Genomic DNA, 26,781 nt, shown 5'->3' with positions numbered 1-26,781 from the left:
ACTATCCCATTACCGCCGTTCCCAGGCGACAGGTGCAGCAGCGCCTCCCTTGCTCGTCAAAGAGCGTAATTTCCCAGCTTTGATTCTGCCGCCCCAGATGCAGCGGCAGGCAAACGCCGCGTACTTTCCCCTGCGAGACGGCGCGGTGGTGAGTGGCGTTTAACTCGGTCCCGACCACGCACTGCCCGTCGCGGGTCATCAGATAACCGGCCATTGATCCTAACGTCTCCGCCAGCGCTGCCGATGCGCCGCCGTGTAGCAGACCAAACGGTTGATGAGTGCGGGCATCGACGGGCATTTCCGCCTCCAGCACGTCATCGCCCAGACGGGTGTAAACAATGCCCAGATGCGCCACCAGCGTGTTCTGACTGGTAGCGTTCAATTCATCCAGCGTTAAATGCCGTTTCCAGATCATCGTCAGGCTCCCAATGTTGAACCGCCGTCCACCACGATATCCTGCAAGGTAATGTGGCTGGCTAGATCGGAGGCAAGAAACAAAATGGTATTGGCTATCTCCTGCGGACGGGCGATTTTCCCGAGCGGTATGCCGAGCTTAAACTGTTCGCCGAAACCGCGAATACGCTGCTGTTCGGCATCTTCACTCACCCATAACGTGCGCTGCATATCGGTGTCAGTCGAACCAGGCGACACCACATTACAGCGCACCCCACAGCCCGCCAGCTCCAGCCCTACGGTTAGCGCCAGGCTTTTCAGCGCCGCTTTAGAGGCGCCGTAAGCGCTCATACCGATACGCGGCGTATGCGCCGCATCTGAGGCTACGGTAACAATCGCCCCTCCCTGCTGACGGCGAAACTGCGCCATCGTCTGCGAAAACAGGTTAAATGCCCCGCCCACATTGACCGCAAACGTCTGCTGCCAGTCGTCGACGCTAAGCGCATCGGTCGCTCCCATACGCAAAATACCGGCGGCGTTGACCAGCACATCCAGCCGCGGCGTTTTTTGCAACACACGCTGGCACACCTGCGCAACCTGTGCGGCATCCGCCACATCCATGACTTCGGTAGCAAAGGGATAATTCTCTTGCATAAATTCGCGATCGAAGCCGATCACCCGCGCCCCGGCGTCGACAAACGCCAGCGCCGTCGCGTAACCGATCCCTTTCCCCGCCCCGGTCACCCATACCGTTTTGTCTGAAAAATCAAAGCCGGTCATTACTCTACCCCGCGAGAAAGCAGCGCCCACCAGGCGTCAATGGTCGGGTTTTTCGCCAGCATCACGAAGTCGATATCGCCGTGTACTTTACGCCAGCGCGCTGCCAGCCCCATCATGCGTACTGAATCCAGGCCATAATCAATCAGGTTTTCATCATCCAGCGGCTCGTCGGTCTCATCCAGCAACGGCAGAATCAACGCCCGCAGCGCCGCTTTACTGGCAGGAACCGGCGTCGGCAGCAGCGACTCGGTCATGACGACGCGACCGGAACGCCCCGCCACATAGTTCAGCGCCATCAGATGCTCTTCCCGGCTGAAATCTGCCAGCGCATCCGCCACCATAAACGGCTTAATGTCGCGCATAAACGCATCGGTAGCGGTGGTCATACAGCCAATATGCGCATACACGCCGGTAATGATGAGCTGATTGCGTCCGGTATCTTTTAACATCTGTTCCAGCGGCGAGCGGTGAAACGCGCTATAGCGCCACTTCACCAGCACCGTATCCGCCTCATCCGGCGTTAAGGCTTCTACCACCTTCTGCTGTTCCGGAGAGCGCGTCAGTCCCGGCCCCCACATATCATTGAGTAACGCGCGATCTTCATCGCTTTGCTCTTTCGGCTGAGCGGTGTAATAGACCGGGATATGATGTTCCTTACAGTACTGGCGCAGAGCGGCGATATTGGCAATCACCTGGTCCATCATTGGGCAGTTGCGGCCCCAAAAGCTGACAAAGTAATCCTGCATATCGTGGATGAGCAGCGCCGCGCGCTCCGGCTCAAATGCCCAGTTCACTTTGTTGGTCGGGATATCCAGTGCGGTGGGCAGCGCGTAAGACTGTAGTTTTGGAATGGCCATCTCTCTTTCTCCTTCAGAGCGGTGAACGTGACGCCAACCGCTGGCGTAATTGTTTTTTATCGACTTTACCAACCGGCGTCAGCGGCAGTGACGCAACGCACTCCACGCGATCCGGTAATTTAAATTCCGCCACGCCCTGCTCTCGCAGGAAACGGCGTACCTGTACCGCTCGCAGCGGCTCTTTTACCACCAGATATGCGCAACTTTTTTCCCCCAGCAGTTCATCTTCCATGCTGACCAGCGCCGCATGGATCACCGCCGGGTGGCGCAGTAACAGGTTTTCTATCTCTTCGGCGGCTATCTTCTCGCCGCCCCGATTGATCTGATCTTTTTCACGCCCGTGAACGGTGATGTAGCCGTCTTGATCAATGGAGATCAGATCGCCGGAACAGTAAAAACCGTTGGCGTCAAAGGCGCTGGCATTGTGTTGCGGACTGTTGAAATAGCCGCGAAAAGTATAGGGGCCGCGCGTCATCAGACGACCAATCTCGCCCGGCGGCAGTGGATTCCCGTCGGCATCCGCCACCCACACTTCGTCGTCCGGACACATGGGTCTTCCCTGGGTATTGATAATCCGTTCCGGACTATCGTCCAGCCGGGTATAATTCACTAACCCTTCCGCCATGCCGAAGACCTGCTGCAACTGACAGCCAATTTCAGCCGGAATACGGGCGGCCAGCGTCGCAGAAAGCCGCGCGCCGCCAACCTGCAATAACCTTAATGACGCCAGCGGCGCATTGCCGCCCCACTCCTGGATAGCCTGTAGCCATAGACTGACCGCGGGCGGCACCAGCGCCGTGGCATTAATCTGGTGTTTTTCGATCAGCGGGAAACAGAGCGTGGCGCTAGGATCGGTCGTCAGCACTACCGTTCCTTTGGCGAGAAAAACGCCCAGCGCGCCCGGCGAACTCATGGCGTAGTTATGCGCGGCGGGAATCGCGCACAGAAAACGCGTCTCCTCGTTGAAACCGCAAATCTCATTGCTGCGGCGCACGCTGTAGTAATAGTCGTTATGGGTACGGGGAATAAGCTTTGGCGTGCCGGTAGTACCGCCGGAAAGCTGAAAGTAGGCCACTTCGTCAGCAGGTGATGGCGTGGCGGTGAAATCTTCCGCCGCCTGCCGCATCGCCGCGTCCAGGCTGTGATCGCCGTCGTCGTTGCGCAATAACACCACCCGCACAGAGCGGTGTTCAGCCACAAACGTGTTGAGAAAGTCCTCCCCGGCGAACAGCGTATGTTGGCGATCGGCAATCACCAGCGTCGGCGCGATCTGCATCGCATAGGCGTTAAGTTCGGTACGTTGATGGCTAAACAGCGCCAGAACGGGCGCTACGCCAAGCTTCAACAGGGCGAAAAAGGTGATATACAGTTCCGGTACATTCCCCAGTTGCACCAGAGCGGTTTCGCCAGGTTTGATGCCCTGACGGCGTAAACTGCAGGCCAGATTATCCGCGGCCTGGTTGAGCTGGCGATAGCTGAATGCGCGCTCGCCTTCAATGACCGCCGTCTTGTCGCTGTCAGCGTGGCGGGTCAGAATATCGGTCAACGGCACGTCTTGCCAGTAGCCTTTTTCACGATAACGGCGGGCAAATTCATCCGGCCAACGGGTGAAAGGTATACGCATCATCGTTCCTTAATGCAGTCCAAAAACGTTCAACATCGTAGAGAGCTTGACGCCGGTTTCCCGCCACTCGCCGACTGGCGAAGAGGCAGGGACAATCCCGGCGCCAGCGAACAGGCGCACCTGATTACCGTGCAATTTCGCACAACGAATCGTCACTACCCACTCGCCGTTTCCTTCGGCGTCGCACCAGCCGACAATGCCGCCAAACAGTTCACGATCGAACGGCTCCAGTTCAGCAATCAGCTTTTTCGCGACCTGATGGGGGAAACCGCTTAACGCAGGGGTCGGATGCAGCAGACAGGCCAGCGTCAGCGCGTTTTCTCCGGCGTTGGCCTTGCCCTCAAACGGCGTACCGAGATGCCATAGCGTCGGCGTGGTGATCAACTGCGGAGAGGAAGGTAATTGCAGTTCCGTGCTGCGATCGCGCAGGATCTGCTTCATTGCCTGCGTCACCAGCTCATGTTCATGGCGATCTTTTTGTGAAGCCAGCAGTCGGTTTCCCGCCTCGCGATCCAGAACGTCATCGGGCTGTCGGCGTGCCGAGCCTGCTAACGGCAGCGAACTAAACCGCTCGCCATCCTTGCGTAGCAGCAATTCGGGGCTGGCGCCCAGCAGAACGCCGCCATCCGCCAGTGGCACATGGAAGTTGTAACTAACTGGATTCTGCGCAACCAGCCGCTCCAGCAATGCTCCGCTATCCACCGCCACATCAGTGGTGATATCTATTAGCCGGGAAAGCACCACTTTATCGACGTCTGGCGTGGCGGTCAGCATAGCCGCGCGTGCGACCATCGCTTCAAAAGCATCCTGCTCCGGAATCGCCTTTCGCGCCGTCACCGTCAGCGGCTGATGGTCAGTAAAATAACGCGCCGTGCGCTGCTTTTGCTGGCGGGAAAAGGACTGCCACGCCATCGGGATAAATAGCGACGACGGCTGACGGGTATCAAAGGGGATTGCCCCCACCAGGATAGGGTTGGCGATGCCCTGCGATTTGGCCTCGGCAAACTGCTGGCGCAATTTCTGCTGGAAAGGGCTATCCGGCGAATCTCCGGCAACCGCAGGCTCGGTATAACGGGCGAAGCACCCGGAAGTGGTAAAACTGCGATACGGCGACATGAAGAAAAAGCGATCGGGAGCAAGCGTTGCCATTGTCTCCTGAGCGTCCTCGGCCAGTGACATATCCATATCATCCTCCAATGATAAAGGCTTATATACACTTCATCTTTCAAGCTGCCTCTTTGTTGGCTGCGCTCAGAAACCCCGGTCACACAGTTATCTATGCCCGCGGGGATTCTTCCCTTGCCGTCGCGATGCTTCTTGAATGATTTTGTGTATAATAATGATTATTATTTCTATTTTTAGTGCGCTAACCTAAGAGTAAAACGTCGCTCTGTCAACTCTGGTCATGAGTTAAATGGCACTAAGGCTTGCATCTCGTTGCTTCCGATATGAAAATGAGAAGCATTAACTTTATTAATAACAGGACGCTATTGTGAGACTCCCCGCCTTTTATCGTTGGCTGCTTTTAGTGGTTGGTATATCAATTTCAGGAATATCCTTAGCCCAGGACGCCGGTTGGCCCCGGCAAATCCAGGACAGCCGCGGCGTTCATACTCTGGACCACAAACCCGCGCGTATCGTCTCTACCAGCGTGACGTTGACAGGCTCGCTGCTGGCGATTGATGCGCCCGTCGTCGCCAGCGGGGCCACTACGCCGAATAACCGCTTTGCTGACGATCAAGGGTTTATGCGCCAGTGGAGCGACGTAGCAAAGGCTCGCCATGTCGCCCGGCTGTACATCGGCGAACCGAATGCCGAAACGGTCGCCGCGCAAATGCCGGATCTCATTTTGATTAGCGCCACCGGCGGCGACTCCGCGCTGGCGCTTTACGATCAGCTCTCCGCTATCGCGCCGACGCTCGTCATCAATTATGACGATAAAAGCTGGCAGAGTTTGCTCACGCAGCTTGGCGAGATCACCGGCCAGGAGAAACAGGCCGCCGCGCGAATAGCGGAATTTGAGGCGCAACTGACGACGGTTAAACAGCGAATCGCCCTGCCGCCGCAGCCGGTTAGCGCGCTGGTATATACCCCTGCCGCGCATAGCGCCAATCTGTGGACGCCAGAATCAGCACAAGGCAAGCTATTGACGCAGTTAGGCTTTACGCTGGCGACATTGCCCCGAGGGCTGCAAACCAGCAAAAGCCAGGGTAAGCGCCACGATATCATTCAGCTTGGCGGTGAAAATCTGGCCGCCGGGTTAAACGGCGAATCTCTTTTCCTGTTTGCCGGCGACAACAACGATGTTGCGGCCCTTTACGCCAATCCGCTGCTGGCGCACCTGCCAGCGGTGCAAAATAAGCGCGTCTATGCCCTGGGTACGGAAACGTTCCGTCTGGATTATTACAGCGCAACATTGTTGCTTAACCGGCTGGCCGCCCTGTTTTAGCCTTATCGGAGTCTTATCCGACTGACCAGACCGATTTTGTCAGTCGGATAAACGTCCCTTCATCAGCCAGCATCGCTAACCGGCGGCGTCTGGCGAAAACGACGTAGCTCGCCCAGCACTAACAGCAGCAGCAAACCGATAATCACCAACCCGAATCCACTCACGCTCGCGGAAGCGACCGGCGTCATCATTGCGCCAAGACCGCCTAACAGCGCCGCGCCGATAGCGTCTCCCGTGACGTTTTGCGCGGTCCACAGGCCATTCATTCGCCCCAGCATATTTTCCGGCGTCTGGGTTTGCAGCAGAGTGTATTGTAATAACGAACTGATGGCGCTAAGCCAGCCAAATAGCGCCAGACAGATAACACCTGCGATCCAGACCGGCATGATGGCGAACAGCCCCACCGCCAGAAAAGAACCGACTGTCGAAACCAGCATAATGAGCCCCGGACGAACGCTATGCGCCAGTTGTCCGCTGGTCAGCGCGCCAATGGCCGCCCCCAGCGGAATTGCCACATACAGTAAACCGATTTGCGCCGCCGACATCTGCCAGCTCATCGCCAGCGCCGGATAGAGGACGCGTACCGCGCTTGCCATCGTCACCAGACCGCCAAGCAGCGCAATACCGCCGATAAGCGGACTGGCGAGCAAAAAACGAAATGCCGCCAGTAACGCGATAAAAGGATTTTCCCGCGGCTGCGGAGGAACAGGCAGTCGCGGCAGCGTCAGTAGCGGCAATAGCGTAATAAACGTCCCGGCGGCCGCCAGCCCATAGTTCCAGGCTACACCGCCGCTGGCAAGCAATATGCCCCCCAACATCGGGGAAATAACCGATCCCAGACGTACCGTCAGCATGGTAATCGCGCCAGCCTGCATCAGATTTTCTCTTCCGACCAGCGCTGGCGTCGCCGCCAGTAACGCGGTCACGCCCAGAGACGCGAAAAAGCCGTCCCACAGGCCAAGGAGATATATCGCCAGCAATGATGGTTCCGGCAACAGCGCGTTCACACACAGGCCAATAAAGCCAATACCGCAAGTACCGCGCGCCAGCAGAATCACCTTTTTACGTTCGTAGCGATCGGCCAGCACACCGCCCACCATTAAGCCAATAAACATGGCGCCGCCGGTTAACGTTACCGACAGCCCTACCTGCCAGGTGGAGTGCGTCATCATTTGGATCTGTACCGGAACCGCCACGCCAAGCAGCCCCAGCGAGACAATAGAGATAAAACGGGCCAGAAATACTGCGCGAAATGCAGGGTGCGTCTTCAACAGGCTGAGATTGAGCAGCCAGGATTGTCGATTCATTACAACGCCTTAATGCGAGTTTTTTTAAATATCCATTCAATGGCTGCACATGCTAACATAACCAAATAAGATAGATAACGATAATTACTATCATTATCAGGGAAGTTACTATGTCATGCTCGTTTTCCGTGACGCGCGCGTTTGCCGTGCCCGGATTGTTGTTATTACTGAGTCTCGCCGCGGTTTTAAGCCTGGTCATTGGCGCGAAACCGCTGCCCGCCGCCGTCGTGCTGGAGGCGTTCACCGGCGTGTGCCAAAGCGCCGATTGCACCATCGTCCTGGATGCGCGTCTGCCGCGTACGCTGGCCGGATTACTGGCGGGCGGCGCGTTGGGTCTCGCCGGGGCGCTCATGCAAACACTCACTCGCAACCCGCTCGCCGACCCGGGGATTCTGGGCGTTAACAACGGCGCCAGCTTCGCCATTGTACTGGGCGCGGCGCTGTTTGGTTTCTCCACGCCGCTGGAACAGCTTTTCATGGCATTTAGCGGCGCGCTTATCGCATCGCTGATTGTCGCCTTTACCGGTAGTCAGGGCGGCGGCCAGTTAAGCCCGGTCCGCCTGACACTGGCGGGCGTGGCGCTTGGCGCGGTACTGGAAGGACTGACCAGCGGCATCGCGCTGTTAAATCCAGAGGTCTATGACCAGCTTCGCTTCTGGCAGGCGGGATCGCTGGATATTCGCAGCCTGCAAACGTTGAAAGTCGCGCTCGCACCCGTGGTTATCGCTGGGATCGTGGCGCTATTTCTGAGCCGTGCGCTGAACAGCCTGAGCCTCGGCAGCGATACCGCGACGGCGCTGGGGAGTAAAGTGGCGCGCACCCAACTTATCGGTTTACTGGCGATTACCGTCTTGTGCGGCAGCGCAACGGCGCTGGTCGGCCCTATCGCCTTTATTGGTCTGATGATGCCGCATATGGCGCGTTGGCTGGTGGGCGCAGACCACCGCTGGTCGCTGCCAGTGACGCTACTGGCAACCCCTGCTCTGCTGCTTTTTGCCGATATTATTGGTCGTCTGTTGGTGCCGGGCGAACTCCGCGTATCGGTTGTCAGTGCGTTTATCGGCGCGCCGGTACTTATCTTTCTGGTACGCCGTAAATCGAACGGAGGCGGCCTGTGATGTTTCTTTCTCGTCGGCTTATCGTAAGTTGCCTGCTTCTGGCGGCTGGCTGCTTCGCCATTGGCTTATGGAGTCTGCAAAGCGGCGCCGTGCCTCTTGAGACCGGGCAGATTATTGCCGCGCTGCTGGGCGACGCGCCGCGTAACATCACCCTTGTCGTAACCGAATGGCGACTACCGCGCGTATTAATGGCGCTGCTGATTGGCGCTGCGCTTGGCGTCAGTGGCGCGATTTTTCAGTCGTTGATGCGTAACCCGCTAGGCAGCCCTGATGTGATGGGCTTTAATACCGGCGCCTGGAGCGGCGTACTGGTCGCAATGGTCCTGTTTGGCCAGCATCTTACCGCGATCGCGCTGGCGGCAATGGCGGGCGGTATCGTCACGTCATTGATTGTCTGGCTGCTCGCCTGGCGTAACGGGATTGAAACTTTCCGGCTGATTATCATCGGTATCGGCATCCGCGCGATGTTAGTCGCCTTTAATACCTGGCTTCTGTTGCAGGCGTCGCTGGAAACGGCGCTCACCGCCGGCTTATGGAACGCCGGGTCGCTCAACGGTCTGACATGGGCAAAAACCTGGCCTTCGGCGCCGCTGATTATTGTAATGCTGACAGGCGCCGCGCTACTGGTGCGTCGTATGCGGCTGCTGGAGATGGGCGATGACAGCGCCTGCGCGCTGGGTGTTAGCGTGGAGCGGTCACGCCTGATGCTGATGCTGGTGGCGGTGTCGCTCACCGCTGCGGCAACGGCACTGGCTGGCCCCATCTCGTTTATTGCCCTTGTCGCGCCGCACATCGCCCGCCGTCTTAGCGGCACAGCGCGCTGGGGATTAACCCAGTCGGCGCTGTGCGGCGCGTTGTTACTACTGGCCGCCGATGCGTGCGCGCAGCAACTGTTTATGCCTTATCAGCTTCCAGTGGGCGTGGTCACCGTCAGCCTCGGCGGTATTTACCTTATCGTCTTGTTAATTCAGGAGTCCCGCAAAAAATGACCGAATCCGTAGCCCGTTTGCGCGGCGACCAGTTAACGCTGGGTTATGGCAGCTATACCGTCGCAAAAAACCTTAATGTTTCGATTCCGGACGGCCATTTTACCGCCATCATCGGCCCTAACGGCTGCGGCAAGTCAACGTTACTACGCACGCTAAGCCGTCTGATGACGCCTGTTGACGGCCATGTCTGGCTGGATGGCGAACAAATACAGCGTTACGCCAGTAAAGAGGTGGCGCGGCGCATCGGATTGCTGGCGCAAAACGCCACTACGCCGGGCGATATCACCGTACAAGAACTGGTCGCCAGAGGGCGTTATCCGCATCAGCCATTATTTACCCGCTGGCGCAAGGAAGATGCCGACGCCGTCGCCAGTGCCATGCGTGCAACAGGTATCACCTCACTGGCGACGCAAAGCGTAGATACTCTGTCCGGCGGCCAACGTCAGCGGGCGTGGATAGCCATGGTGCTGGCGCAGGAAACGTCCATCATGCTGCTGGATGAGCCGACAACGTGGCTGGATATTAGCCATCAAATTGATTTGCTGGAGTTGTTAAGCGATCTCAACCGCGAAAAAGGTTATACGCTCGCCGCCGTCCTGCACGACCTGAATCAGGCCTGCCGATACGCCACGCATTTGATTGCATTACGCGAAGGTAACATTGTCGCACAGGGCGCGCCGAAAGAGATTGTTACCGCAGAGCTTATCGAAAAAATCTATGGGCTGCGCTGTATGATTATCGACGATCCGGTTGCCGGGACGCCGCTGGTGGTACCGCTGGGGCGGCGATAGTCGCCCACACAGATGACAAAGCCGGATATCGCTATCCGGCTTTTCGGGTAAATCAGACTAACCGTTCATCTATCGCCAGCGCGTTTTCCATTTTACGCGAGACCATCGCGTGACGCAGTAATACGCCGCCGCAGGCCATCATACCGCCAATCAACGCCGCCAGGATAATAATGATGGCTTTACCCGGGCCATCTTTTTTCACTGGCAGAGACGGCGACAGTTGATATTTAAACGGGGTAAACTTCACGTCACTCACATTCATTGCCGCCAGTTGTTCAACATGGTATTGACGGTTACGCAAATCACCGTCGATCTCGGCCACGTCCGTTACCCCTTTTTCAATTTCCAGTTTGCGGGAAATACCATCCGCGCCGAGAGAAATAGAAAAATCCGGATCATCTTTTACCGCCTGACCATTGCTGTAAACCGGTCTCTTAATACCGGCGGCGTTGGCGATTTCCAGCGAATAATGAAGACGTTGAATATTGGCATCAAGCTGATTTTTGAGACGCACCCGATCCATCGCCAGCTTTTCCTGCTCATAGCGGGTTTTGATTTCCAGCTGGTTACGAATATTTTCCAGCGTCTCTTTCACGACGATATCGGAGATGTACTGAATATAGCCAGCCAGCACTTTTTGCGCTTCTTCCCGCGTCGGCGCGGTAAAACTCAGCGTCCACGACGTGAATAACGACGTTTCATTTTTCTTGCCGACATTACTGTCCACCGCTTTCATTTTTTCGCTCAGCAGGACAATCGCCCGGTGAAGATCCTGCTCGTCTATTTGCGCGCCTTTTAATTGATCCATGACATACGGAGAAGAACGAAGATATTCTTCCAGCAGCGAGGGCGAGCTAAACTTTTTAATAAACAGATTAAATACGCTGGCCCGATCAACGCTTACCTCCATATCCAACACGCGCAGCGCGGTCAACGTTCTCTCCAGCCCCTGCCACTGTACCGACTCCGCCGGTGTGACAATCGCCTGGCTGGTCCATTTTTGCGGCAGCAGAAAGGACAGAAGCAACCCCACGCACGCAAAGGCGAAAACGGTAGCAAGAATACGACGTTTCGCCTGCCATAACACCTCTATAAGGCTAAACAAATCGATTTCATGACTGTTGGCGGGCGGCAGTGAGTAACCTGCAAATGACTGATTTTTTTCTTGTTTTACATTAAGAGATGGCATGCCGTATGACCTGAAAACTTTATCCAATGAAAGAACACATTCCTGTCAGAGATTCTAACAGCAAGTCAGAATTATCCGAAACAATCTTTACGCGCCAGTGCCCGAAAAGCTAAATATTCGGAATTAAACTTGCCTGTAGCATGTATCACTTATGTTAAAAGAATTAATAGTTGCAATAAAAAACCCATAATAATTAGTCATTATTATGGGTTTCAGGATTTAATTTGTTAAAGGCAGAAACAACGCCCGTTATTTATTAATAAGTTCGCTGATGATGGGCCCGATAGTTTCAAAAGCGGAGGGAGAAATAATATCTACATGCGCGCACGGCTGGCGATAAATAGCCAAAGACGCTATCCACGGCGACCAGCTCTGTTCAGGCGATACGCCTTCCGGCACCGTTTTATCCGCCACAAAGAGCGTAGCATGTCCATCAAACGGTACGCTATGCGCCGTCGTCAGCAAACGGACTGCATCCGCATAATTGCCTTCAATGGCGGTAAATAAGGCTTCGGAGGCATTTCCCTGCTGCGCGGCGACAAACGCAGCGCGTTCACGTTCAATTTCCGCCAATACGTCCGGATTGAGGCCATTCGCCTCTTTTTCCCGCCAGTTTTGTGTTTCCGGCGGCCAGGTGTCCAGTAACCCCAAAAACGCCACCGTTTCGCCGCGTGCGCGCAACCGGGCGGCGATCCCTTGCGCCAGCGTCCCGCCCAGCGAATAGCCTAATAAATAATAAGGGCCATGCGGCTGCCGGGCGAGCAATGTCGCCAGATGATGTTCACATACCTCATCAAGAGTGGTTGCGGTTTGCATAGGGCCAGCGGGGCGCGGCGACTGAATCCCCATAATCGACCACGACGGGCTGAGATAGCGTGATAATACGCTAAATTGCCAGGCGAACCCCGACGCCGGATGGAAACAAAATAACGTTGGACCATCGCTTTCACGCAGCGGCAACAGCGGCCCGAACCCCAGATTGCGCGAGCGTTCGTCATCGTCAGTATCGAGCAGCTTACTTAACTGCGCCACGTCAGACGCCACCATCACCTGCCCCGGCGTCACCTGGCGGTTAAACGTCTGGCTTAGCTGCGCGGCCAGTTTCATCGCCAGCAGCGAGTGTCCGCCCAGCGCAAAGAAATCACTTTCAACGTCATTAATCTCACAGCCCAGCAGGCGGGAAAACGCCGCGGCGACAGCAATCTCCGTTGCGGACTGCGGCGCACGCCCTTTCACGCGCGGCGTCAGGTCCGGCAGCGGCAGGGCTTTACGATCCAGCTTGCCATTAGCGCTAAGCGGCAAGCTGGCAAGTTGCAACAGCACAACTGGCACCATATGCGCGGGAAGTTTTAGGCGTAATTTTTCCTGCAGCGCCGGTAAATCCAGCGGCAAACCGGAGTGCGACACCAGATAGCCGACCAGTTGCCGGGCATCCCCGCCCGTCGCCGCCGCCTGATTAAAGACGCAGGCATGTGCTACCGCCTGTTCAACATCCGGCAGCGTTTGCATGACGCGGTCAATCTCGCCCAGTTCAATACGTTGACCCCGAATTTTGAGCTGATCGTCGCTGCGCCCCAGGTACTCCACCGCGCCGGAATCCAGCCAGCGCGCCACATCTCCGGTACGGTACATCCGTTCGCCTGGCGCAAAAGGATCGGCGATAAAACGGCTGGCGGTAAGATCCGGACGCCCCAGATAGCCCTGCGCCAGTTGGATACCGGTAAGATAGAGATCGCCAGCCACGCCCGGCGGCACCGGCTGCATATGCGCATCGAGAATACGTAAACCGGTATTCCAGACGGGATAACCAATCGGGATGCTGTTGCCGTCAACAGCCGCCAGCTCATCGCCACAGGCCGGATACCAGCTCACATCCACCGCGGCCTCCGTTGGCCCGTACAGATTGTGTAGCGGCGCGTTGGTTAACGTCTCCCATTCGCGGCACAGCGCCGTCGGCAGGGCCTCGCCGCTACAGAAAACGCGCTTTAAGGAAGCGCAGCTTTTCCCAGCCGACGCTGGCGTGAGCGAGGCAATAAAGGCCGCCAGCATCGACGGCACAAAATGAGTGGTCGTGACGCCGTATTGCGCAAAGAACCGTTGCATCGCGAGCGGGTCGCGGTGCGCTTCCGGCTCGGCCATCACCAGTTTCGCCCCGGCGATAAACGGCCAGAAAAACTCCCATACTGAGACGTCAAAACTGCACGGCGTTTTTTGCGCTACTACATCATCCGCCGTCAACGGATAGTGATCCTGCATCCACAGCAGCCGGTTGACTATCGCCGTTTGTCCCACCATCACCCCTTTCGGCCTGCCCGTCGAGCCAGAGGTGAAAATGATGTAAGCGGTATGATGCGGTAACGACAGCCCCAGCGGAGTGGCGTCACTGACCGGTAGCGGTTGGCTATAACACAAATACTCCATCCCCGGAATATCGTGAAAGCGCGCCAGCTGCGCCTGAGTCGTAATTAACAGTTTCGGCTGCGCATCTTCCAGCATCATTCGCAGCCGATCGTCAGGATAACCGGTATCCAGCGGCAGCCAGGCGGCGCCCGCCTCGACAATGCCATGCAGCGCTAAGGTCAGGAAAACCGACCGCGGCAACGCCACCGCCACGCTATCGCCAGGCTGAACGCCGCGTTCCCGCAGCGCGTACGCCAGCGCCACAACCTGTTCGCGCATTTCACGGTAGGTAAAGTGATAATGCGCATCTGCCAACGCGGAAGCCTCTGGCGTTTTTTGCGCCTGCTGCGCCACCAAATCGCTAAGCGTGGCGGCGGGAATCGTTACCGCCGTATTATTAAGGTGTGCTAATTGCGTTTGTTCTTCCGCCAGCAGCATTTGCGCATCGCCGCAGCGCAGCGCCGGGTTATCCGCAAACTGCGTGATAAGCGCCATCAACCGTAAGGCATGGCGGGAGAGCGTGGCGTCATCGTAACGCTGCGCATTCGCCAGCAATTCAATATCCAGACCGCCGTTTTCATCCGGAAAAAGCGCCAGTTCAAGATCGTTAACCGGCCCCGTCGCCAGGGTATGGGTTTGCGCCTGTATGCCAGGAAGATCCAGATGATAATCAAATACTTTTATATTGAGCACCGGGCCAAATAGCGGCGTTTCCCCTGCGGCTCGCCCGCTATCGCGTACAATCTGTTCGGCGTCGTAACGCTGGTGGCGGCGCATCTTCTTTAACTGCGCCGCAAGACGCTTCGCCAGCGTTGGCAGATCTTCCGTCGCATGAAGGTTAACCGCCAGCGGCAACACGTTAAGGACAGGCCCGGTCGCCGTTAACGCCGCTGAGCCCATCCGCCGCATAAAGATAAATCCGGCGGCATAATCCATTCGCCCGCATAATCGTCCCAGCCACAACGTCACCAGCGCCAGGGCAAGATCCGCTCGCGGTATCTCAGGCATGTGCGCCGCCAGTTGGCGAAACGCCCCCGCCGGCGCGCTCAATTTCATACGCAGAACATCCGCGCTCGCCGACCGCCCCGGCAACGGCGCGGCAGAAATTGACGCCGGCGGCGGCAGCTCGCGGCGCTGCTGCGCCCAGAAGGCGCCGTCACGCTGCCAGGCCTCGCTCTGGTGATAGCGCTGATATTCCTCGACCACATCCGCAAAGGGGGTAAAAGGCGACTCCGGCGTAGGGGCGTCGCTCTGCCAGGCGCGATAAATCGCCGCAATCTGGCGGGTTATCGCCGGGAAGCTAAAGCCATCCACCAGCAAATGGTGATAGCGCTGATACCAATACCAGCGGGTATCATCAATGCGGATTAACTGGTGAAACGCCAGCGGCTTACCGCTATCTGCGCGCAGGTTTTGCCGTAAATCCGCCTGCATTAACGCCAGCGCCGCGTGATGCGGATCGGGCTGGTCGCGTAAATCGGCAATCGGGGGCTCGCCGAAGGTGTGCTCAGGATCTATCCATTGCCAGACCTCGCCGTTCTCTTCGGTAAAACGCATCCGTAGCGTATCCGCCTGTTGCATCCCTACCGCTACCGCTTTTGCCAGCAAGGCGGCATCCAGCTCGCCATTCAGTTCCACGTAGTGCGCCACGCTCCAGGCGGAGGGTAAATCAGAGAGTTTTTCCGCCATCCAGATCCCCGGCTGGGCGGCGACTAACGGTAAACGCTGCGTCATTTCGCCTCCTGCTTATCGGCATAATGCGCCGGATTCAGTGTTGTCCAGCGCGTATTAAGCCACTGCTGGCACGCGTCCTGCGATTGCGGTTCGCATACCACGTCCCAGCCTGCGGGAAGCCCACATGCCGCTGGCCAAAGGCTGAATTGACGCTGCGCATTTTGCAGGATGTAAAACTGTCCCTGCGGATTATCGAAGGGATTACTGAACTCCATACTCAACTCCTGTCATGGACATGTGCCCGGTTAAAGCGTGTCGATAAGCGGCTGCCAAAGCAGCATCAGCCCTTGCGTTAGCCCGCCGCGCCAGCAAAGCGCATCGTGTCCGCCGTCAACCTGACGCCAGAAAATGGACTGCTGCGAGGTGTTCAGTTGGGCATAAAGCGCCTGATTTGCCTGAAACACGATCGGCTCACGCACGCCGGCTTCCAGTACGATACGCAGTTCGCGCGCGCATAATGCGCCGGTTTTCAGCCGGGTAATGACTTCCCCCTCCGGCGGGGTGATGCGATGAGGCCACCAGAACGATCCTGACTGGCTTAGTACACAGCCAAAACGCGTCGGCCAGTTCAGGCCGGCATACAGCGCCGACAGGCCGCCAAAACTCTGTCCGGCGACCACCGTTCTCCCGGCATCATCGCTAAAAGGCGTCACGGCTCTGACTTGCGGCAACAGTTCCTGCTGCACCGCCAGCCAGAAGTCGGCATTGCAGGGCAACTCCTGGCTGCGGTGGTGAGTATCAATCGCGTCAATCAGCAGGTAGACGGCACCGGGAAGCAGGCGTTGATGAGTCAGCGAGGCGAGCGCGGGCCAGACGGGCATATTTTCTGCCCAGAATTGACCGTCCAGCAGAATAGCCAACGGTCTTTCCTCCGGCGCCTCGTCTCCGGTCGTCAATATCCATACGCGGCGGGAGTTACCCAGACGTTCGCTATGCCACTGCATCATCAAAGGCGGCGAGTACGGCGTTTCAGGACGATCCCATCCCGGCTGAAGGGGCGCATCCGGCATTTCCAGCGCTGAAACCGCATGACCACGTCCTCCCCGCCAGCTTTGCGAATTAAGCGGGTCGGCAATCGCCTGCGGTAATAGCTGTCGCCAGCCTTCACGCAGCGCGTTCCGATCGGGCGTTTCGCCCGGCGCAAAAGCGGCAAAAACGTCATCGCGCTCGGTAGGAATAAAACAGTAGCTGCCGCGCCAGTTAGCGCTAAGCGCCGTGCTCCAGCGCCAGACATCCGTTCCGGCAATACGCGCCATCGTCTGAGGCTGCGCGTTTTGATGATGATCGGTTACGCCAGTGATGTAGACCCAGACATGCCGTATCGGGGAGTGTGTTTCGTTTCCCTGCGGGTCGCGCCACCAAAAAGTGACCCGATAATTTCCGTCTTTTTCCCGTATCCATTCCGGCCCGGTTTTCGTCCTCCACCAGGCCTCACTTCCCGTTGCCAGCGCCTCTTTCATTATAACCCTGTGTTTATTATGAATTTTGTATATAAAAGGTGAAATATATTGATAATATTATTGATAACTATTTGCATTTGCAATAGCGTATTGTCGCGCTATGGGACGCGCGAACACAATTTCACCACCCGGCCAATGCCTTTGACGGGCGCTTTGGCTTATGTGGCTAAAGAAAAGCAGGATATACAATGAACAAGAAGATTCATTCCCTGACCTTACTGGTCAATTTAGGGATTTACGGGGCCGCTCTGCCCGTGATGGCAGAAGAAAAAACCGATAGCGCTGCGCTCACCAATGAAGACACCATCGTGGTGACCGCTGCCCAGCAAAACCTACAGGCGCCAGGCGTATCCACCATCACCGCCGATGAGATCCGCAAAAATCCGCCCGCGCGCGACGTGTCAGAAATCATCCGCACCATGCCGGGCGTGAACCTGACCGGCAACTCCACCAGCGGTCAGCGCGGGAATAACCGCCAAATCGATATTCGCGGCATGGGGCCGGAAAACACCCTCATCCTGATAGACGGTAAACCCGTCACCAGCCGTAACTCGGTGCGCCTGGGCTGGCGCGGCGAACGCGATACCCGCGGCGATACCGCGTGGGTGCCGCCGGAGATGATCGAACGCATTGAAGTGCTGCGTGGCCCTGCCGCCGCACGCTACGGTAACGGCGCGGCGGGTGGCGTGGTCAATATCATTACCAAAAAAGGCGGTAGCGAGTGGCACGGTTCCTGGAATACCTATTTCAACGCGCCGGAACATAAAGACGAAGGCGCGACCAAACGCACTAACTTTAGCCTGAACGGCCCGCTGGGCGGGGATTTCAGCTTCCGTCTGTATGGCAACCTCGACAAAACGCAGGCTGATGCGCGTAATATTAACCAGGGGCATCAGTCTGAACGTACCGGGAGTTACGCCGACACGCTACCAGCAGGACGCGAGGGGGTCATTAACAAAGATATCAACGGCGTGGTTCGTTGGGATTTTGCTCCGCTTCAGTCTCTGGAGCTGGAGGCCGGTTACAGTCGCCAGGGCAACCTCTATGCCGGTGATACTCAGAACACCAATACGAACCAACTGGTGAAAGACAATTACGGAAAAGAGACGAACCGCCTCTATCGGCAGAACTACTCTCTGACCTGGAACGGCGGCTGGAATAATGGCGTAACCACCAGTAACTGGGTGCAATACGAACATACCCGTAACTCCCGGATGCCGGAAGGCCTGGCAGGCGGCACCGAAGGAATTTTCGATCCCAAAGCATCGCAAAAATATGCCGATGCCGATTTGAATGACGTCACCCTACACAGCGAAGTGAGCCTTCCTTTCGATCTGCTGGTCAATCAAAACCTGACGCTGGGTACCGAATGGGCCCAACAGCGTATGAAAGACGAGCTCTCCAACTCGCAAACCTTTATGGGGGGAAATATCCCGGGTTATAGCAGTACCAATCGTAGCCCCTATTCAAAAGCGGAAATTTTCTCTCTGTTTGCTGAAAACAACATGGAACTGACCGACAGCACCATGCTGACGCCGGGGCTACGTTTCGATCATCACAGTATTGTGGGGGATAACTGGAGCCCGTCGCTGAACCTGTCGCAAGGTCTGGGGGATGACTTTACCCTGAAAATGGGAATCGCCCGCGCTTATAAAGCCCCGAGTCTGTACCAGACTAACCCAAACTATATTTTGTACAGTAAAGGTCAGGGTTGCTACGCGACTGGCGCGGGTACCGGCATCGGCTGCTATATGATGGGTAACGATGATCTGAAAGCCGAAACCAGCATCAATAAAGAGATCGGTCTGGAATTTAAACGCGATGGCTGGCTGGCCGGCATCACCTGGTTCCGCAATGATTACCGCAATAAGATTGAAGCGGGTACGGTGCCGTTGCAGCGTATCAACAACGGCAAAACGGATGTCTATCAGTGGGAGAACGTGCCGAAAGCGGTCGTTGAAGGTCTGGAAGGCACGTTAAACGTACCGGTTAGCGACACCGTCAACTGGACGAATAACGTTACGTATATGCTGCAGAGCAAAAACAAAGAGACCGGCGAACGCCTGTCGATTATTCCACAGTACACGCTTAACTCAACCCTGAGCTGGCAGGTACGTCAGGACGTTTCTCTGCAATCGACCTTCACCTGGTACGGCAAACAAGAGCCAAAGAAATATGATTATCAGGGTAACCCCGTTACCGGAACAGATAAGCAAGCGGTCAGCCCATACAGTATTGTTGGCCTGAGCGCGACCTGGGACGTGACCAAAAATGTCAGCCTGACCGGTGGCGTGGATAACCTCTTTGACAAACGTCTGTGGCGTGAAGGTAACGCGCAAACCGTCAGGGATACTCAAACTGGCGCTTATATGGCGGGCGCTGGCGCGTACACCTATAACGAACCGGGACGTACGTGGTATATGAGCATTAATACCCATTTCTGATGGCAACCTTCCCTCCCTCATTCGGGGAGGGAATTGGCAAAAACGATGCTGACATCTCATTTTCCCCTTCCCTTTGCCGGACACAGGCTGCATATCGTCGACTTTGATGCGAGCAGCTTTCACGAACACGACCTGCTATGGCTTCCTCATCACGATCGGCTCCGGTCTGCCGGACGCAAGCGTAAAGCTGAACATCTGGCAGGCCGCATCGCCGCCGTTCATGCGCTACGCGAGGTGGGCGTCAGGACAGTGCCCGGTATTGGCGGCAAGCGACAGCCGCTATGGCCGGACGGCCTATTTGGCAGCATCAGCCACTGTGCGACAACGGCGCTGGCCGTCATATCCCGACAGCGTATCGGCATTGATATAGAAAAAATCATGAGTCAGCACACGGCGACAGAGCTGGCGCCGTCCATTATTGATAGCGATGAGCGCCAAATTCTCCAGGCGAGCTCGCTCCCTTTTCCGCTTGCCCTGACGCTGGCTTTCTCCGCCAAAGAGAGCGTTTATAAAGCCTTTTCAGACCGCGTCACGCTCCCGGGATTCAATAGCGCAAAAGTTATCTCACTTACCGCCACGCACATCTCGTTACATCTGCTGCCAGCCTTTGCCGCCACGATGGCTGAACGTACCGTCCGTACAGAATGGTTTCAACGTGGCAATAGCGTTATTACTCTTGTTTCTGCAATAACGCGCTTTCCCCACGACAGGAGCGCTCCCGCTTCTATACTTAGCGCAATCCCCCGATAAATGAGATCGCTATGGCGCTGAATGATTTTCACGTTTCTGAACCTTATACGCTTGGTATTGAGCTGGAGATGCAGGTGATCAATCCACCTGGCTACGATTTAAGTCAGGACTCTTCTACGCTGATCGACGCCGTTAAGCCCCAACTTACTGCGGGAGAAATTAAGCACGATATCACCGAAAGTATGCTGGAGATGGCCACGGGCGTCTGCCGCGATATTGACCAGGCGGCGGCCCAACTTTCTGCCATGCAGCACGTTATTTTACAGGCGGCGTCGGAACACCATCTCGGCATTTGCGGCGGCGGTACGCACCCTTTTCAAAAATGGCAGCGTCAGGAGGTCTGTGATAATGAGCGCTATCAACGCACGCTGGAAAATTTCGGCTACTTAATTCAACAGGCGACGGTTTTCGGTCAGCATGTCCACGTCGGCTGCGCGAACGGCGACGATGCGATTTATCTTTTACACGGGCTGTCGCATTTTGTGCCGCACTTTATTGCGCTCTCCGCCGCGTCTCCCTATATGCAAGGATCTGACACCCGTTTTGCCTGCGCGCGCCTGAATATTTTTTCCGCTTTTCCCGATAACGGTCCCATGCCGTGGGTCAGTAACTGGCAAGAGTTTGCCGGACTATTTCGCCGTCTGTCTTACACCACGATGATCGACAGCATCAAAGATTTGCACTGGGATATCCGCCCAAGCCCGGCCTTTGGCACGGTAGAAGTTCGGGTGATGGATACGCCGCTCACCCTTGATCATGCCATCAATATGGCAGGGTTGATTCAGGCGACCGCGCACTGGCTGCTGACCGAGCGTCCCTTTAAACCGCAGGAACAAGACTATCTGTTATATAAATTCAACCGTTTTCAGGCTTGCCGCTATGGTCTGGAGGGCGTGCTAACCGATGTCTATACCGGCGACCGCCGTCGCCTGGCAGATGATACGCTGCGTCTGCTGGACAACGTTACCCCCTCTGCGCGCAAGCTGGGCGCCGACAGCGCCATTGACGCGCTACGTCTGCAGGTGAAAAAAGGTGGTAACGAAGCGCAATATATGCGGGAGTTTATTGCCGACGGCGGATCGCTGATAGGTCTGGTACAAAAACATTGTGAAATCTGGACGGGACAATAGACAGCATATTTGCCTTACCAGGCGATATCCCGGACAATGGCGTTTTAACTTACGTTTAACAAAGCCATGAAACACCCGCTTGAATCATTGATGACCGCTGCCGGTATTTTGCTGATGGCGTTGCTCTCCAGCCTGCTGCTGCCCGCCCCTTCGCTCGGCCTTGCGCTGGCGCAAAAACTGGTCGGGATCTTTCATCTTATGGATCTCAACCAGCTTTATACTTTGTTGTTTTGTTTATGGTTTCTGTTGCTCGGCGCGCTGGAATATTATGTTATTCGCTTTATCTGGCGGCGCTGGTTTTCGCTGGCCGATTAAACATTTCAATGCGTACGGCCATGCTTTTCTTTACGATAAGCGCCTGGCGGCAGGTTGAACGTGCGGGTAAAAATGCGCGTAAAGGTTTGCTGCGAATCAAAACCATACTTGAGACAAATATCATACACCTTCTGGTCGGTGTCGCGCAGGTCGCGCGCCGCCAGTTTTAGCTTCCGTTCACGCACGTAGCGCCCCAGACTCTCCCCTTTGTACTGCATAAAAAGGCGCTGCAGGTGCCACTTGGAATACCCCGCATGACGGGCAATATCATCAATACGTAACGGCTGATTCAAATTATCATCAATCCACTCGACAATCGTGTCGATAACCTGAGCGGAAATGGTCATCGTGCTCTCCCCTCTATCAAACTCGTCAGCGGCTCCCGCACCGCACATTTACGGCAACAGCAATAAGCATAGTAATAACCACATAAATTGTGAGACGGCTTATCGCATGGCCTGCAATATGCTTTTCTACCACTTCATGCGGCAGCTCTTGATTATGAGTGAGTAAGCACTCATTATAAAAAGCAAAGATACGCCGTCAAGGTACTTTTCAAAGGTTGACATTCACCGTTGCGACGCGACAACGGGCATGATTCAATCATGTTTTTCCAGACATAAGGGTAACGTGTAGTGGCTCGTCCGAAGAGTGAAGACAAAAAACAAGCATTACTGGAAGCGGCAACCCAGGCGATAGCGCAATCCGGTATCGCCGCCTCAACGGCGGTGATTGCGCGTAACGCAGGTGTTGCAGAAGGAACATTGTTTCGCTATTTCGCGACCAAAGATGAGCTGATTAACACGTTGTATTTGCATTTAAAGCAGGATCTCTGCCAGTCAATGATAATGGAGCTGGATCGATCCATTACCGATGCCAAAATGATGACCCGTTTTATCTGGAACAGTTACATCAGTTGGGGTCTGAACCATCCCGCGCGCCATCGGGCGATCCGTCAACTGGCCGTCAGCGAAAAGCTCACCAAAGAGACGGAACAACGGGCCGACGATATGTTCCCCGAATTGCGCGATTTATGTCATCGTTCCGTTTTGATGGTGTTTATGTCGGATGAGTACCGCGCCTTCGGCGACGGCCTTTTTCTGGCGCTGGCTGAAACAACAATGGATTTCGCCGCGCGCGATCCCGCTCGCGCTGGCGAATATATTGCGCTGGGATTCGAAGCCATGTGGCGCGCGCTGACTCGCGAGGAGCAATAATGGACGGTCAAACACTGCACGCCTGGGCAAAACGCTTTGCGCTGGAACTGCCTTTTACCGAACACTGCTGGCCTTTCGGCCCACAGTACGATGTGTTTAAAGTCGGCGGCAAAATATTCATGCTGTTCACTGAACATCACTGTCGCCCAGTAGTGAACCTGAAGTCGGATCCCCAAAAATCCTTGGTAAATCAACAAATTTACCCCAGCATTGCGCCTGGCTATCACATGAATAAGAAACACTGGATTTCAGTCTATGCGGGCGAGGATATCACCGTCTCGCTACTCAACGATTTGATAAATGACTCATGGAATCTGGTCGTAGACGGGCTGCCTAAAAGAGAGCAACTGCGCCTGCGGCCGCGCTGATGCAATAACCGTTTCCGCATTTTCCTCCCTTATCTTTTTACCGATAACCCGGTACCCTGCTGATACAAAAGGGTACTAAACCAACCAGGAGCATTTATGGATATCGTTTCTGTCGCCTTACAGCGCTACTCCACTAAGGCGTTCGATCCCAGCAAAAAACTGACCGCCGAAGAAGCGGATAAAATAAAAACACTACTACAGTACAGCCCCTCCAGCACCAATTCCCAGCCGTGGCACTTTATTGTCGCCAGTACGGAAGAAGGCAAAGCGCGCGTAGCAAAATCCGCCGCCGCCAATTATGTGTTTAACGAACGTAAAATGTTAGACGCCTCCCATGTGGTGGTCTTCTGCGCAAAAACCGCAATGGATGACGCATGGCTTGAGCGCGTCGTCGATCAGGAAGAAGCCGATGGCCGTTTCGCTACGCCGGAAGCTAAAGCGGCAAATGATAAAGGTCGCCGCTTTTTCGCCGATATGCACCGCGTCTCGCTGAAAGATGACCACCAGTGGATGGCGAAACAGGTCTATCTGAACGTCGGCAACTTTCTGCTGGGCGTCGCCGCGATGGGTCTCGACGCCGTCCCCATTGAAGGTTTCGACGCCGAGGTGCTCGACGCTGAATTTGGTCTGAAAGAAAAAGGCTATACCAGTCTGGTCGTGGTGCCGGTCGGCCATCATAGCATCGAGGATTTCAACGCCGGGCTGCCGAAATCACGTCTGCCGCTTGAAACCACACTGACGGAAGTTTAATCCCCTGCCTAAGCCGGACGCCCGTCCGGCTTTTTTCACCTTTCTGCCAGGTTCCTCAATGATCAATGGCGCGAAGTGCCAGGTTTTACATCGCTAGTGTTAACTTCCTCTTTCAACCTATTGAAAATAAATAATATTTAAAACTGGCACGCCGTTTGCCATATCTGGATACCCCCTATCTGGATGAAGGAGAAAACGGGTGAGACATGTTTATGTAGCCAGCCATGGCCCTTTTGCCCGCGGACTTATTAACAGTCTATCGCTGCTGATTGGCGACGAACACGGCGTGACACCGGTTTGCGCCTACGATGGCGATATTGTCACCACGGAGCAGCTTGAACAAACCCTCGAAAATCTGATCGCGCAAGCCAACGGCGAAGAAGTGGTGGTGTTTACCGATCTGCTCGGCGGCAGCATCAACAATAGCGCCGCGAAAGTGCTGATGCGTCACCGTCACGTTTTTGTGGTGGCTGGCGTCAACATGACTCTGCTGCTGGAGTTTTTACTCTGTGAAGAAGAAAGCACAGACGCGGCCATTACCTACGCCACCAATGCGGCGCGTGAATCCATTGTCTTTATCAACACGCTAATAACACAACCATCCGCTGACCTACAGGGAGAATCCCATGATCAAATTAGTGCGCATTGATTACCGCCTGCTGCACGGCCAGGTGGTCTTCGCCTGGACCCGGGCGCTGGATATCGACCATATCATCGTCGCTAACGCCAACGCCGCCGGCGACGCGTTTGTCTCTATGTCATTAAGTCTGGCAAAACCCGCTGGCGTGTCGCTGGACATTATCACGGTGGAACAGGCGGCGGAAAAACTCGCCAGCGGCAAGCTGGATCACAAAAAAGTGATGGTGGTGCTGGGAAATACTGCCGAAACCCTCGCCTTCGTCGAGAAAGTGCCAGGGATTAGCGTTATCAACTACGGCGGTATCGCGCAAAAAGAGGGCGCACAGCAGTTCGGCAAAGCCATATACCTGACCGAGCAGGAGATTGCCGATAGCCAGGCGCTAAAAGCCAAAGGCATCCGTCTGGAAATGCGCCAGGTTCCGGCCCATTCCGCCGAATTGCTTAACGATAAACTCTGAACCCGGAGGTCACTATGTTGCTCACCGCAACGCTGCTCGGCCTGATTGCCGCACTAGGTATTCTTGACGGGCGTTTACTCGGCGTGTCGATGATTGACCGTCCGCTGGTGATGTGCGCCCTCACCGGTCTGGTCTGCGGCAATTTACACGAAGGCATTCTGATCGGCGCGACGCTGGAACTGATCTTTTTAGGTAATGTCGCTATCGGCGCCGCGGTACCGCCTGATGTCGTCACCGGTTCGGTGCTGGCGACCGCGTTTTCTATTATGTCCGGGCGCGGGCCCGAAGCGGCGCTGACCATCGCGATTCCTATCTCTATGCTGGCGCAGACCCTCGGCGTCCTGGTGCGCGTGGTTAACGCCCGCTTTGGCCACATGGCCGATCGTTATGCGGCGCAGGGTAATACCCGGATGGTTGCCGTTATGCACCTGGGAGGCCCAACGCTGCTCTATTTTCTAAGCGGTTTTCTGCCGGTCTTTTTCGCCATTTTGCTCGGTTCTGCCGCCGTCACCTGGTTCCTCGACGCCATTCCCGCCTTTATTACCAATGGCCTGGTTGTCGCCAGTAAGATTTTGCCGGCGCTGGGTTTCGCGTTGCTGATCAGCATGATGCTTAGCAGCAAATTAATACCTTACCTTGGGCTGGGCTTTCTGATCGCCGCATATACCAAACTGGACATCATCGCCATCGCGCTGTTTGCCGTGGTGCTGGCTTTCATTATCAGCCAGTTTCTTAACACATCCCAACAGGAGGGCTAATCATGAGTGAAGTGACGCAGACCCTGATCGACGACGCACAGGCTCACTCGCAAAGCGAAAGCCGCATCACCGCCCGCGATTTACGCAGCGTGTTCTGGCGCTCCTTTACGTTGCAAGGCTCGTGGAACTATGAACGCCAGCAGCATATGGGCTATGCCTTCGCTATGTCGCCAGCGCTAAAGCGTATCTACCAGGACCCCACCGAACTGGGGCGTGCCTTACAGCGCCATCTGGTGCTGTTCAATACCACGCCGCATCTGTCAACGTTTGTCTTTGGCCTGTCGATTGCGATGGAGGAGGAAAATCAACGCAACCCGGACTTTAACGAAGAGTCGATCAATGCCGTTAAAACCAGCCTGATGGGGCCGCTGGCCGGGATCGGCGATTCCATCTTTTGGGGATCGCTGAAAGTTATCGCCGCCGGGATGGGGATCTACTTTGCCCAGCAGGGCAGCATTCTGGGGCCGATTCTCGCCCTACTGGTCTATAACATTCCGCACATCCTCTGCCGCTGGTACGCCCTCAAACTGGGCTACCGGGCGGGGACCACCTGGCTGATGCGCCTCTGGCAAAGCGGGCTGATGGACAGGGTGACTTATATCGCGTCAATCGTCGGGTTGATGGTCGTCGGCGCCATGACCGCCAGCATGATCGACATTACAACCCCGCTGAGCTTTACCGCCGGGCAGACTACCATGAAAGTGCAGGATTTTATTGACAAAATCCTCCCTTCCCTGCTGCCGCTGCTCTTCACGCTCGGCATGTACAAACTTATCCGTAAGGGCGTGAACATTAACTGGATCCTGTTAGGCACCGTCGCGTTTGGGCTTCTTGCCAGCGCGCTGGGCCTGCTTTGACGAG

Annotated in this window: 26 protein-coding genes; 15 read left to right on the top strand and 11 right to left on the bottom strand. The window is 55.9% G+C overall.

The features are described from left to right. Nucleotide 1: 1 nt before the first annotated feature. Genes entH through entC form a run of 5 tightly spaced genes read right to left on the bottom strand, consistent with a single transcriptional unit; the run spans nucleotide 2 to nucleotide 4,839 of the window. On the bottom strand, nucleotides 2-415 hold the full coding sequence (gene entH / locus ABVN36_RS14905) for a proofreading thioesterase EntH (RefSeq protein WP_000637966.1): 414 nt from the start codon (nucleotides 413-415) through the stop codon (nucleotides 2-4). A gap of 2 nt (nucleotides 416-417) precedes the next feature. Next, nucleotides 418-1,173 carry a 2,3-dihydro-2,3-dihydroxybenzoate dehydrogenase EntA gene (gene entA, locus ABVN36_RS14900; protein ID WP_023137879.1) on the bottom strand — a complete coding sequence of 252 codons (756 nt, stop codon included), beginning with the start codon at nucleotides 1,171-1,173 and terminating at the stop codon, nucleotides 418-420. Then, the gene (locus tag ABVN36_RS14895; protein WP_001007166.1) at nucleotides 1,173-2,030 is read right to left on the bottom strand and encodes an isochorismatase; all 858 of its coding nucleotides are present in this window, start codon (nucleotides 2,028-2,030) and stop codon (nucleotides 1,173-1,175) included. The genes entA and ABVN36_RS14895 overlap by 1 nt, the downstream gene beginning before the upstream one ends. Nucleotides 2,031-2,043: 13 nt before the next feature. Next, on the bottom strand, nucleotides 2,044-3,654 hold the full coding sequence (entE, locus tag ABVN36_RS14890) for a (2,3-dihydroxybenzoyl)adenylate synthase EntE (RefSeq protein ID WP_023137880.1): 1,611 nt from the start codon (nucleotides 3,652-3,654) through the stop codon (nucleotides 2,044-2,046). A gap of 9 nt (nucleotides 3,655-3,663) precedes the next feature. Then, entirely contained in the window at nucleotides 3,664-4,839 is a 1,176-nt protein-coding gene (gene entC, locus ABVN36_RS14885; RefSeq protein ID WP_023137881.1) for an isochorismate synthase EntC, read from the bottom strand. 307 nt (nucleotides 4,840-5,146) lie between these two features. On the opposite strand from entC, the gene fepB reads away from it, so the two are divergent. Continuing rightward, the gene (gene fepB, locus ABVN36_RS14880; protein WP_001238987.1) at nucleotides 5,147-6,103 is read left to right on the top strand and encodes a Fe2+-enterobactin ABC transporter substrate-binding protein; all 957 of its coding nucleotides are present in this window, start codon (nucleotides 5,147-5,149) and stop codon (nucleotides 6,101-6,103) included. Between the two features lie 62 nt (nucleotides 6,104-6,165). On the opposite strand, the gene entS is transcribed toward fepB, so the two are convergent. After that, the gene (entS, locus tag ABVN36_RS14875; RefSeq protein ID WP_023137882.1) at nucleotides 6,166-7,410 is read right to left on the bottom strand and encodes an enterobactin transporter EntS; all 1,245 of its coding nucleotides are present in this window, start codon (nucleotides 7,408-7,410) and stop codon (nucleotides 6,166-6,168) included. Between the two features lie 110 nt (nucleotides 7,411-7,520). Here entS and fepD point away from each other — a divergent pair, with 110 nt between their 5' ends. From fepD to fepC, 3 genes are read left to right on the top strand one after another with little or no spacing between them, the layout of a single operon-like run. Then, complete coding sequence (gene fepD, locus ABVN36_RS14870; RefSeq protein ID WP_001277879.1) at nucleotides 7,521-8,528, top strand: Fe(3+)-siderophore ABC transporter permease; 1,008 nt, start codon at nucleotides 7,521-7,523, stop codon at nucleotides 8,526-8,528. After that, complete coding sequence (gene fepG, locus ABVN36_RS14865; RefSeq protein WP_000480064.1) at nucleotides 8,528-9,517, top strand: iron-enterobactin ABC transporter permease; 990 nt, start codon at nucleotides 8,528-8,530, stop codon at nucleotides 9,515-9,517. Before fepD ends, fepG begins: the two co-directional genes overlap by 1 nt. Then, on the top strand, nucleotides 9,514-10,308 hold the full coding sequence (gene fepC / locus ABVN36_RS14860) for an iron-enterobactin ABC transporter ATP-binding protein (protein ID WP_000140622.1): 795 nt from the start codon (nucleotides 9,514-9,516) through the stop codon (nucleotides 10,306-10,308). Before fepG ends, fepC begins: the two co-directional genes overlap by 4 nt. Before the next feature lie 52 nt (nucleotides 10,309-10,360). Here fepC and wzz(fepE) read toward each other — a convergent pair whose 3' ends face one another. The 4 genes from wzz(fepE) to fes all read right to left on the bottom strand — a co-directional run bounded on the left by wzz(fepE) (nucleotide 10,361) and on the right by fes (nucleotide 17,091). Next, nucleotides 10,361-11,497 (bottom strand): LPS O-antigen length regulator Wzz(fepE), encoded by a 1,137-nt coding sequence (gene wzz(fepE) / locus ABVN36_RS14855; protein WP_023137883.1) that lies wholly within the window; start codon nucleotides 11,495-11,497, stop codon nucleotides 10,361-10,363. 249 nt (nucleotides 11,498-11,746) lie between these two features. Beyond that, nucleotides 11,747-15,631, bottom strand: coding sequence for an enterobactin non-ribosomal peptide synthetase EntF (gene entF, locus ABVN36_RS14850; protein ID WP_023137884.1), 3,885 nt, complete (start codon nucleotides 15,629-15,631; stop codon nucleotides 11,747-11,749). Further along, the gene (locus tag ABVN36_RS14845; RefSeq protein WP_023137885.1) at nucleotides 15,628-15,846 is read right to left on the bottom strand and encodes an MbtH family protein; all 219 of its coding nucleotides are present in this window, start codon (nucleotides 15,844-15,846) and stop codon (nucleotides 15,628-15,630) included. Before ABVN36_RS14845 ends, entF begins: the two co-directional genes overlap by 4 nt. Nucleotides 15,847-15,876: 30 nt before the next feature. After that, the gene (gene fes, locus ABVN36_RS14840) at nucleotides 15,877-17,091 is read right to left on the bottom strand and encodes an enterochelin esterase (protein ID WP_023137886.1); all 1,215 of its coding nucleotides are present in this window, start codon (nucleotides 17,089-17,091) and stop codon (nucleotides 15,877-15,879) included. Between the two features lie 188 nt (nucleotides 17,092-17,279). On the opposite strand from fes, the gene ABVN36_RS14835 reads away from it, so the two are divergent. From ABVN36_RS14835 to ABVN36_RS14820, 4 genes are all read left to right on the top strand, one after another. Further along, on the top strand, nucleotides 17,280-19,535 hold the full coding sequence (locus ABVN36_RS14835) for a TonB-dependent siderophore receptor (protein WP_017466026.1): 2,256 nt from the start codon (nucleotides 17,280-17,282) through the stop codon (nucleotides 19,533-19,535). A gap of 45 nt (nucleotides 19,536-19,580) precedes the next feature. Next, entirely contained in the window at nucleotides 19,581-20,285 is a 705-nt protein-coding gene (gene entD, locus ABVN36_RS14830; protein ID WP_023137887.1) for an enterobactin synthase subunit EntD, read from the top strand. 11 nt (nucleotides 20,286-20,296) lie between these two features. Then, nucleotides 20,297-21,415 (top strand): YbdK family carboxylate-amine ligase, encoded by a 1,119-nt coding sequence (locus ABVN36_RS14825; RefSeq protein WP_001196911.1) that lies wholly within the window; start codon nucleotides 20,297-20,299, stop codon nucleotides 21,413-21,415. 66 nt (nucleotides 21,416-21,481) lie between these two features. Further along, nucleotides 21,482-21,730: a DUF1158 family protein gene (locus ABVN36_RS14820; RefSeq protein WP_000682497.1), complete on the top strand. Its 249-nt coding sequence runs from the start codon at nucleotides 21,482-21,484 to the stop codon at nucleotides 21,728-21,730. Nucleotides 21,731-21,735: 5 nt separating this feature from the next. Here ABVN36_RS14820 and ABVN36_RS14815 read toward each other — a convergent pair whose 3' ends face one another. Next, the gene (locus ABVN36_RS14815; protein WP_000155633.1) at nucleotides 21,736-22,077 is read right to left on the bottom strand and encodes a RamA family antibiotic efflux transcriptional regulator; all 342 of its coding nucleotides are present in this window, start codon (nucleotides 22,075-22,077) and stop codon (nucleotides 21,736-21,738) included. A gap of 288 nt (nucleotides 22,078-22,365) precedes the next feature. Between ABVN36_RS14815 and ABVN36_RS14810 the strand changes: the two genes are divergently transcribed. The 7 genes from ABVN36_RS14810 to ABVN36_RS14780 all read left to right on the top strand — a co-directional run bounded on the left by ABVN36_RS14810 (nucleotide 22,366) and on the right by ABVN36_RS14780 (nucleotide 26,777). Then, entirely contained in the window at nucleotides 22,366-22,947 is a 582-nt protein-coding gene (locus ABVN36_RS14810; protein WP_000113609.1) for a TetR/AcrR family transcriptional regulator, read from the top strand. Beyond that, the gene (locus tag ABVN36_RS14805) at nucleotides 22,947-23,315 is read left to right on the top strand and encodes an MmcQ/YjbR family DNA-binding protein (RefSeq protein ID WP_000348999.1); all 369 of its coding nucleotides are present in this window, start codon (nucleotides 22,947-22,949) and stop codon (nucleotides 23,313-23,315) included. The genes ABVN36_RS14810 and ABVN36_RS14805 overlap by 1 nt, the downstream gene beginning before the upstream one ends. A gap of 96 nt (nucleotides 23,316-23,411) precedes the next feature. Continuing rightward, complete coding sequence (gene nfsB / locus ABVN36_RS14800; RefSeq protein WP_023137888.1) at nucleotides 23,412-24,065, top strand: oxygen-insensitive NAD(P)H nitroreductase; 654 nt, start codon at nucleotides 23,412-23,414, stop codon at nucleotides 24,063-24,065. Nucleotides 24,066-24,264: 199 nt separating this feature from the next. Continuing rightward, nucleotides 24,265-24,714, top strand: coding sequence for a PTS sugar transporter subunit IIA (locus ABVN36_RS14795; protein WP_001216659.1), 450 nt, complete (start codon nucleotides 24,265-24,267; stop codon nucleotides 24,712-24,714). Further along, nucleotides 24,692-25,162 (top strand): PTS system mannose/fructose/N-acetylgalactosamine-transporter subunit IIB, encoded by a 471-nt coding sequence (locus ABVN36_RS14790; protein WP_000594177.1) that lies wholly within the window; start codon nucleotides 24,692-24,694, stop codon nucleotides 25,160-25,162. The genes ABVN36_RS14795 and ABVN36_RS14790 overlap by 23 nt, the downstream gene beginning before the upstream one ends. Before the next feature lie 14 nt (nucleotides 25,163-25,176). Further along, nucleotides 25,177-25,920 (top strand): PTS mannose/fructose/sorbose/N-acetylgalactosamine transporter subunit IIC, encoded by a 744-nt coding sequence (locus tag ABVN36_RS14785; protein ID WP_000927522.1) that lies wholly within the window; start codon nucleotides 25,177-25,179, stop codon nucleotides 25,918-25,920. A gap of 2 nt (nucleotides 25,921-25,922) precedes the next feature. Next, nucleotides 25,923-26,777: a PTS system mannose/fructose/sorbose family transporter subunit IID gene (locus ABVN36_RS14780; RefSeq protein WP_010835289.1), complete on the top strand. Its 855-nt coding sequence runs from the start codon at nucleotides 25,923-25,925 to the stop codon at nucleotides 26,775-26,777. Nucleotides 26,778-26,781 lie beyond the last annotated feature (4 nt).

Source organism: Salmonella sp. SJTUF15581 (assembly GCF_043356775.1).
GTDB classification, from domain to species: Bacteria; Pseudomonadota; Gammaproteobacteria; order Enterobacterales; family Enterobacteriaceae; genus Salmonella; species Salmonella enterica.
This window is presented reverse-complemented; position numbering and strand designations above follow the sequence as displayed.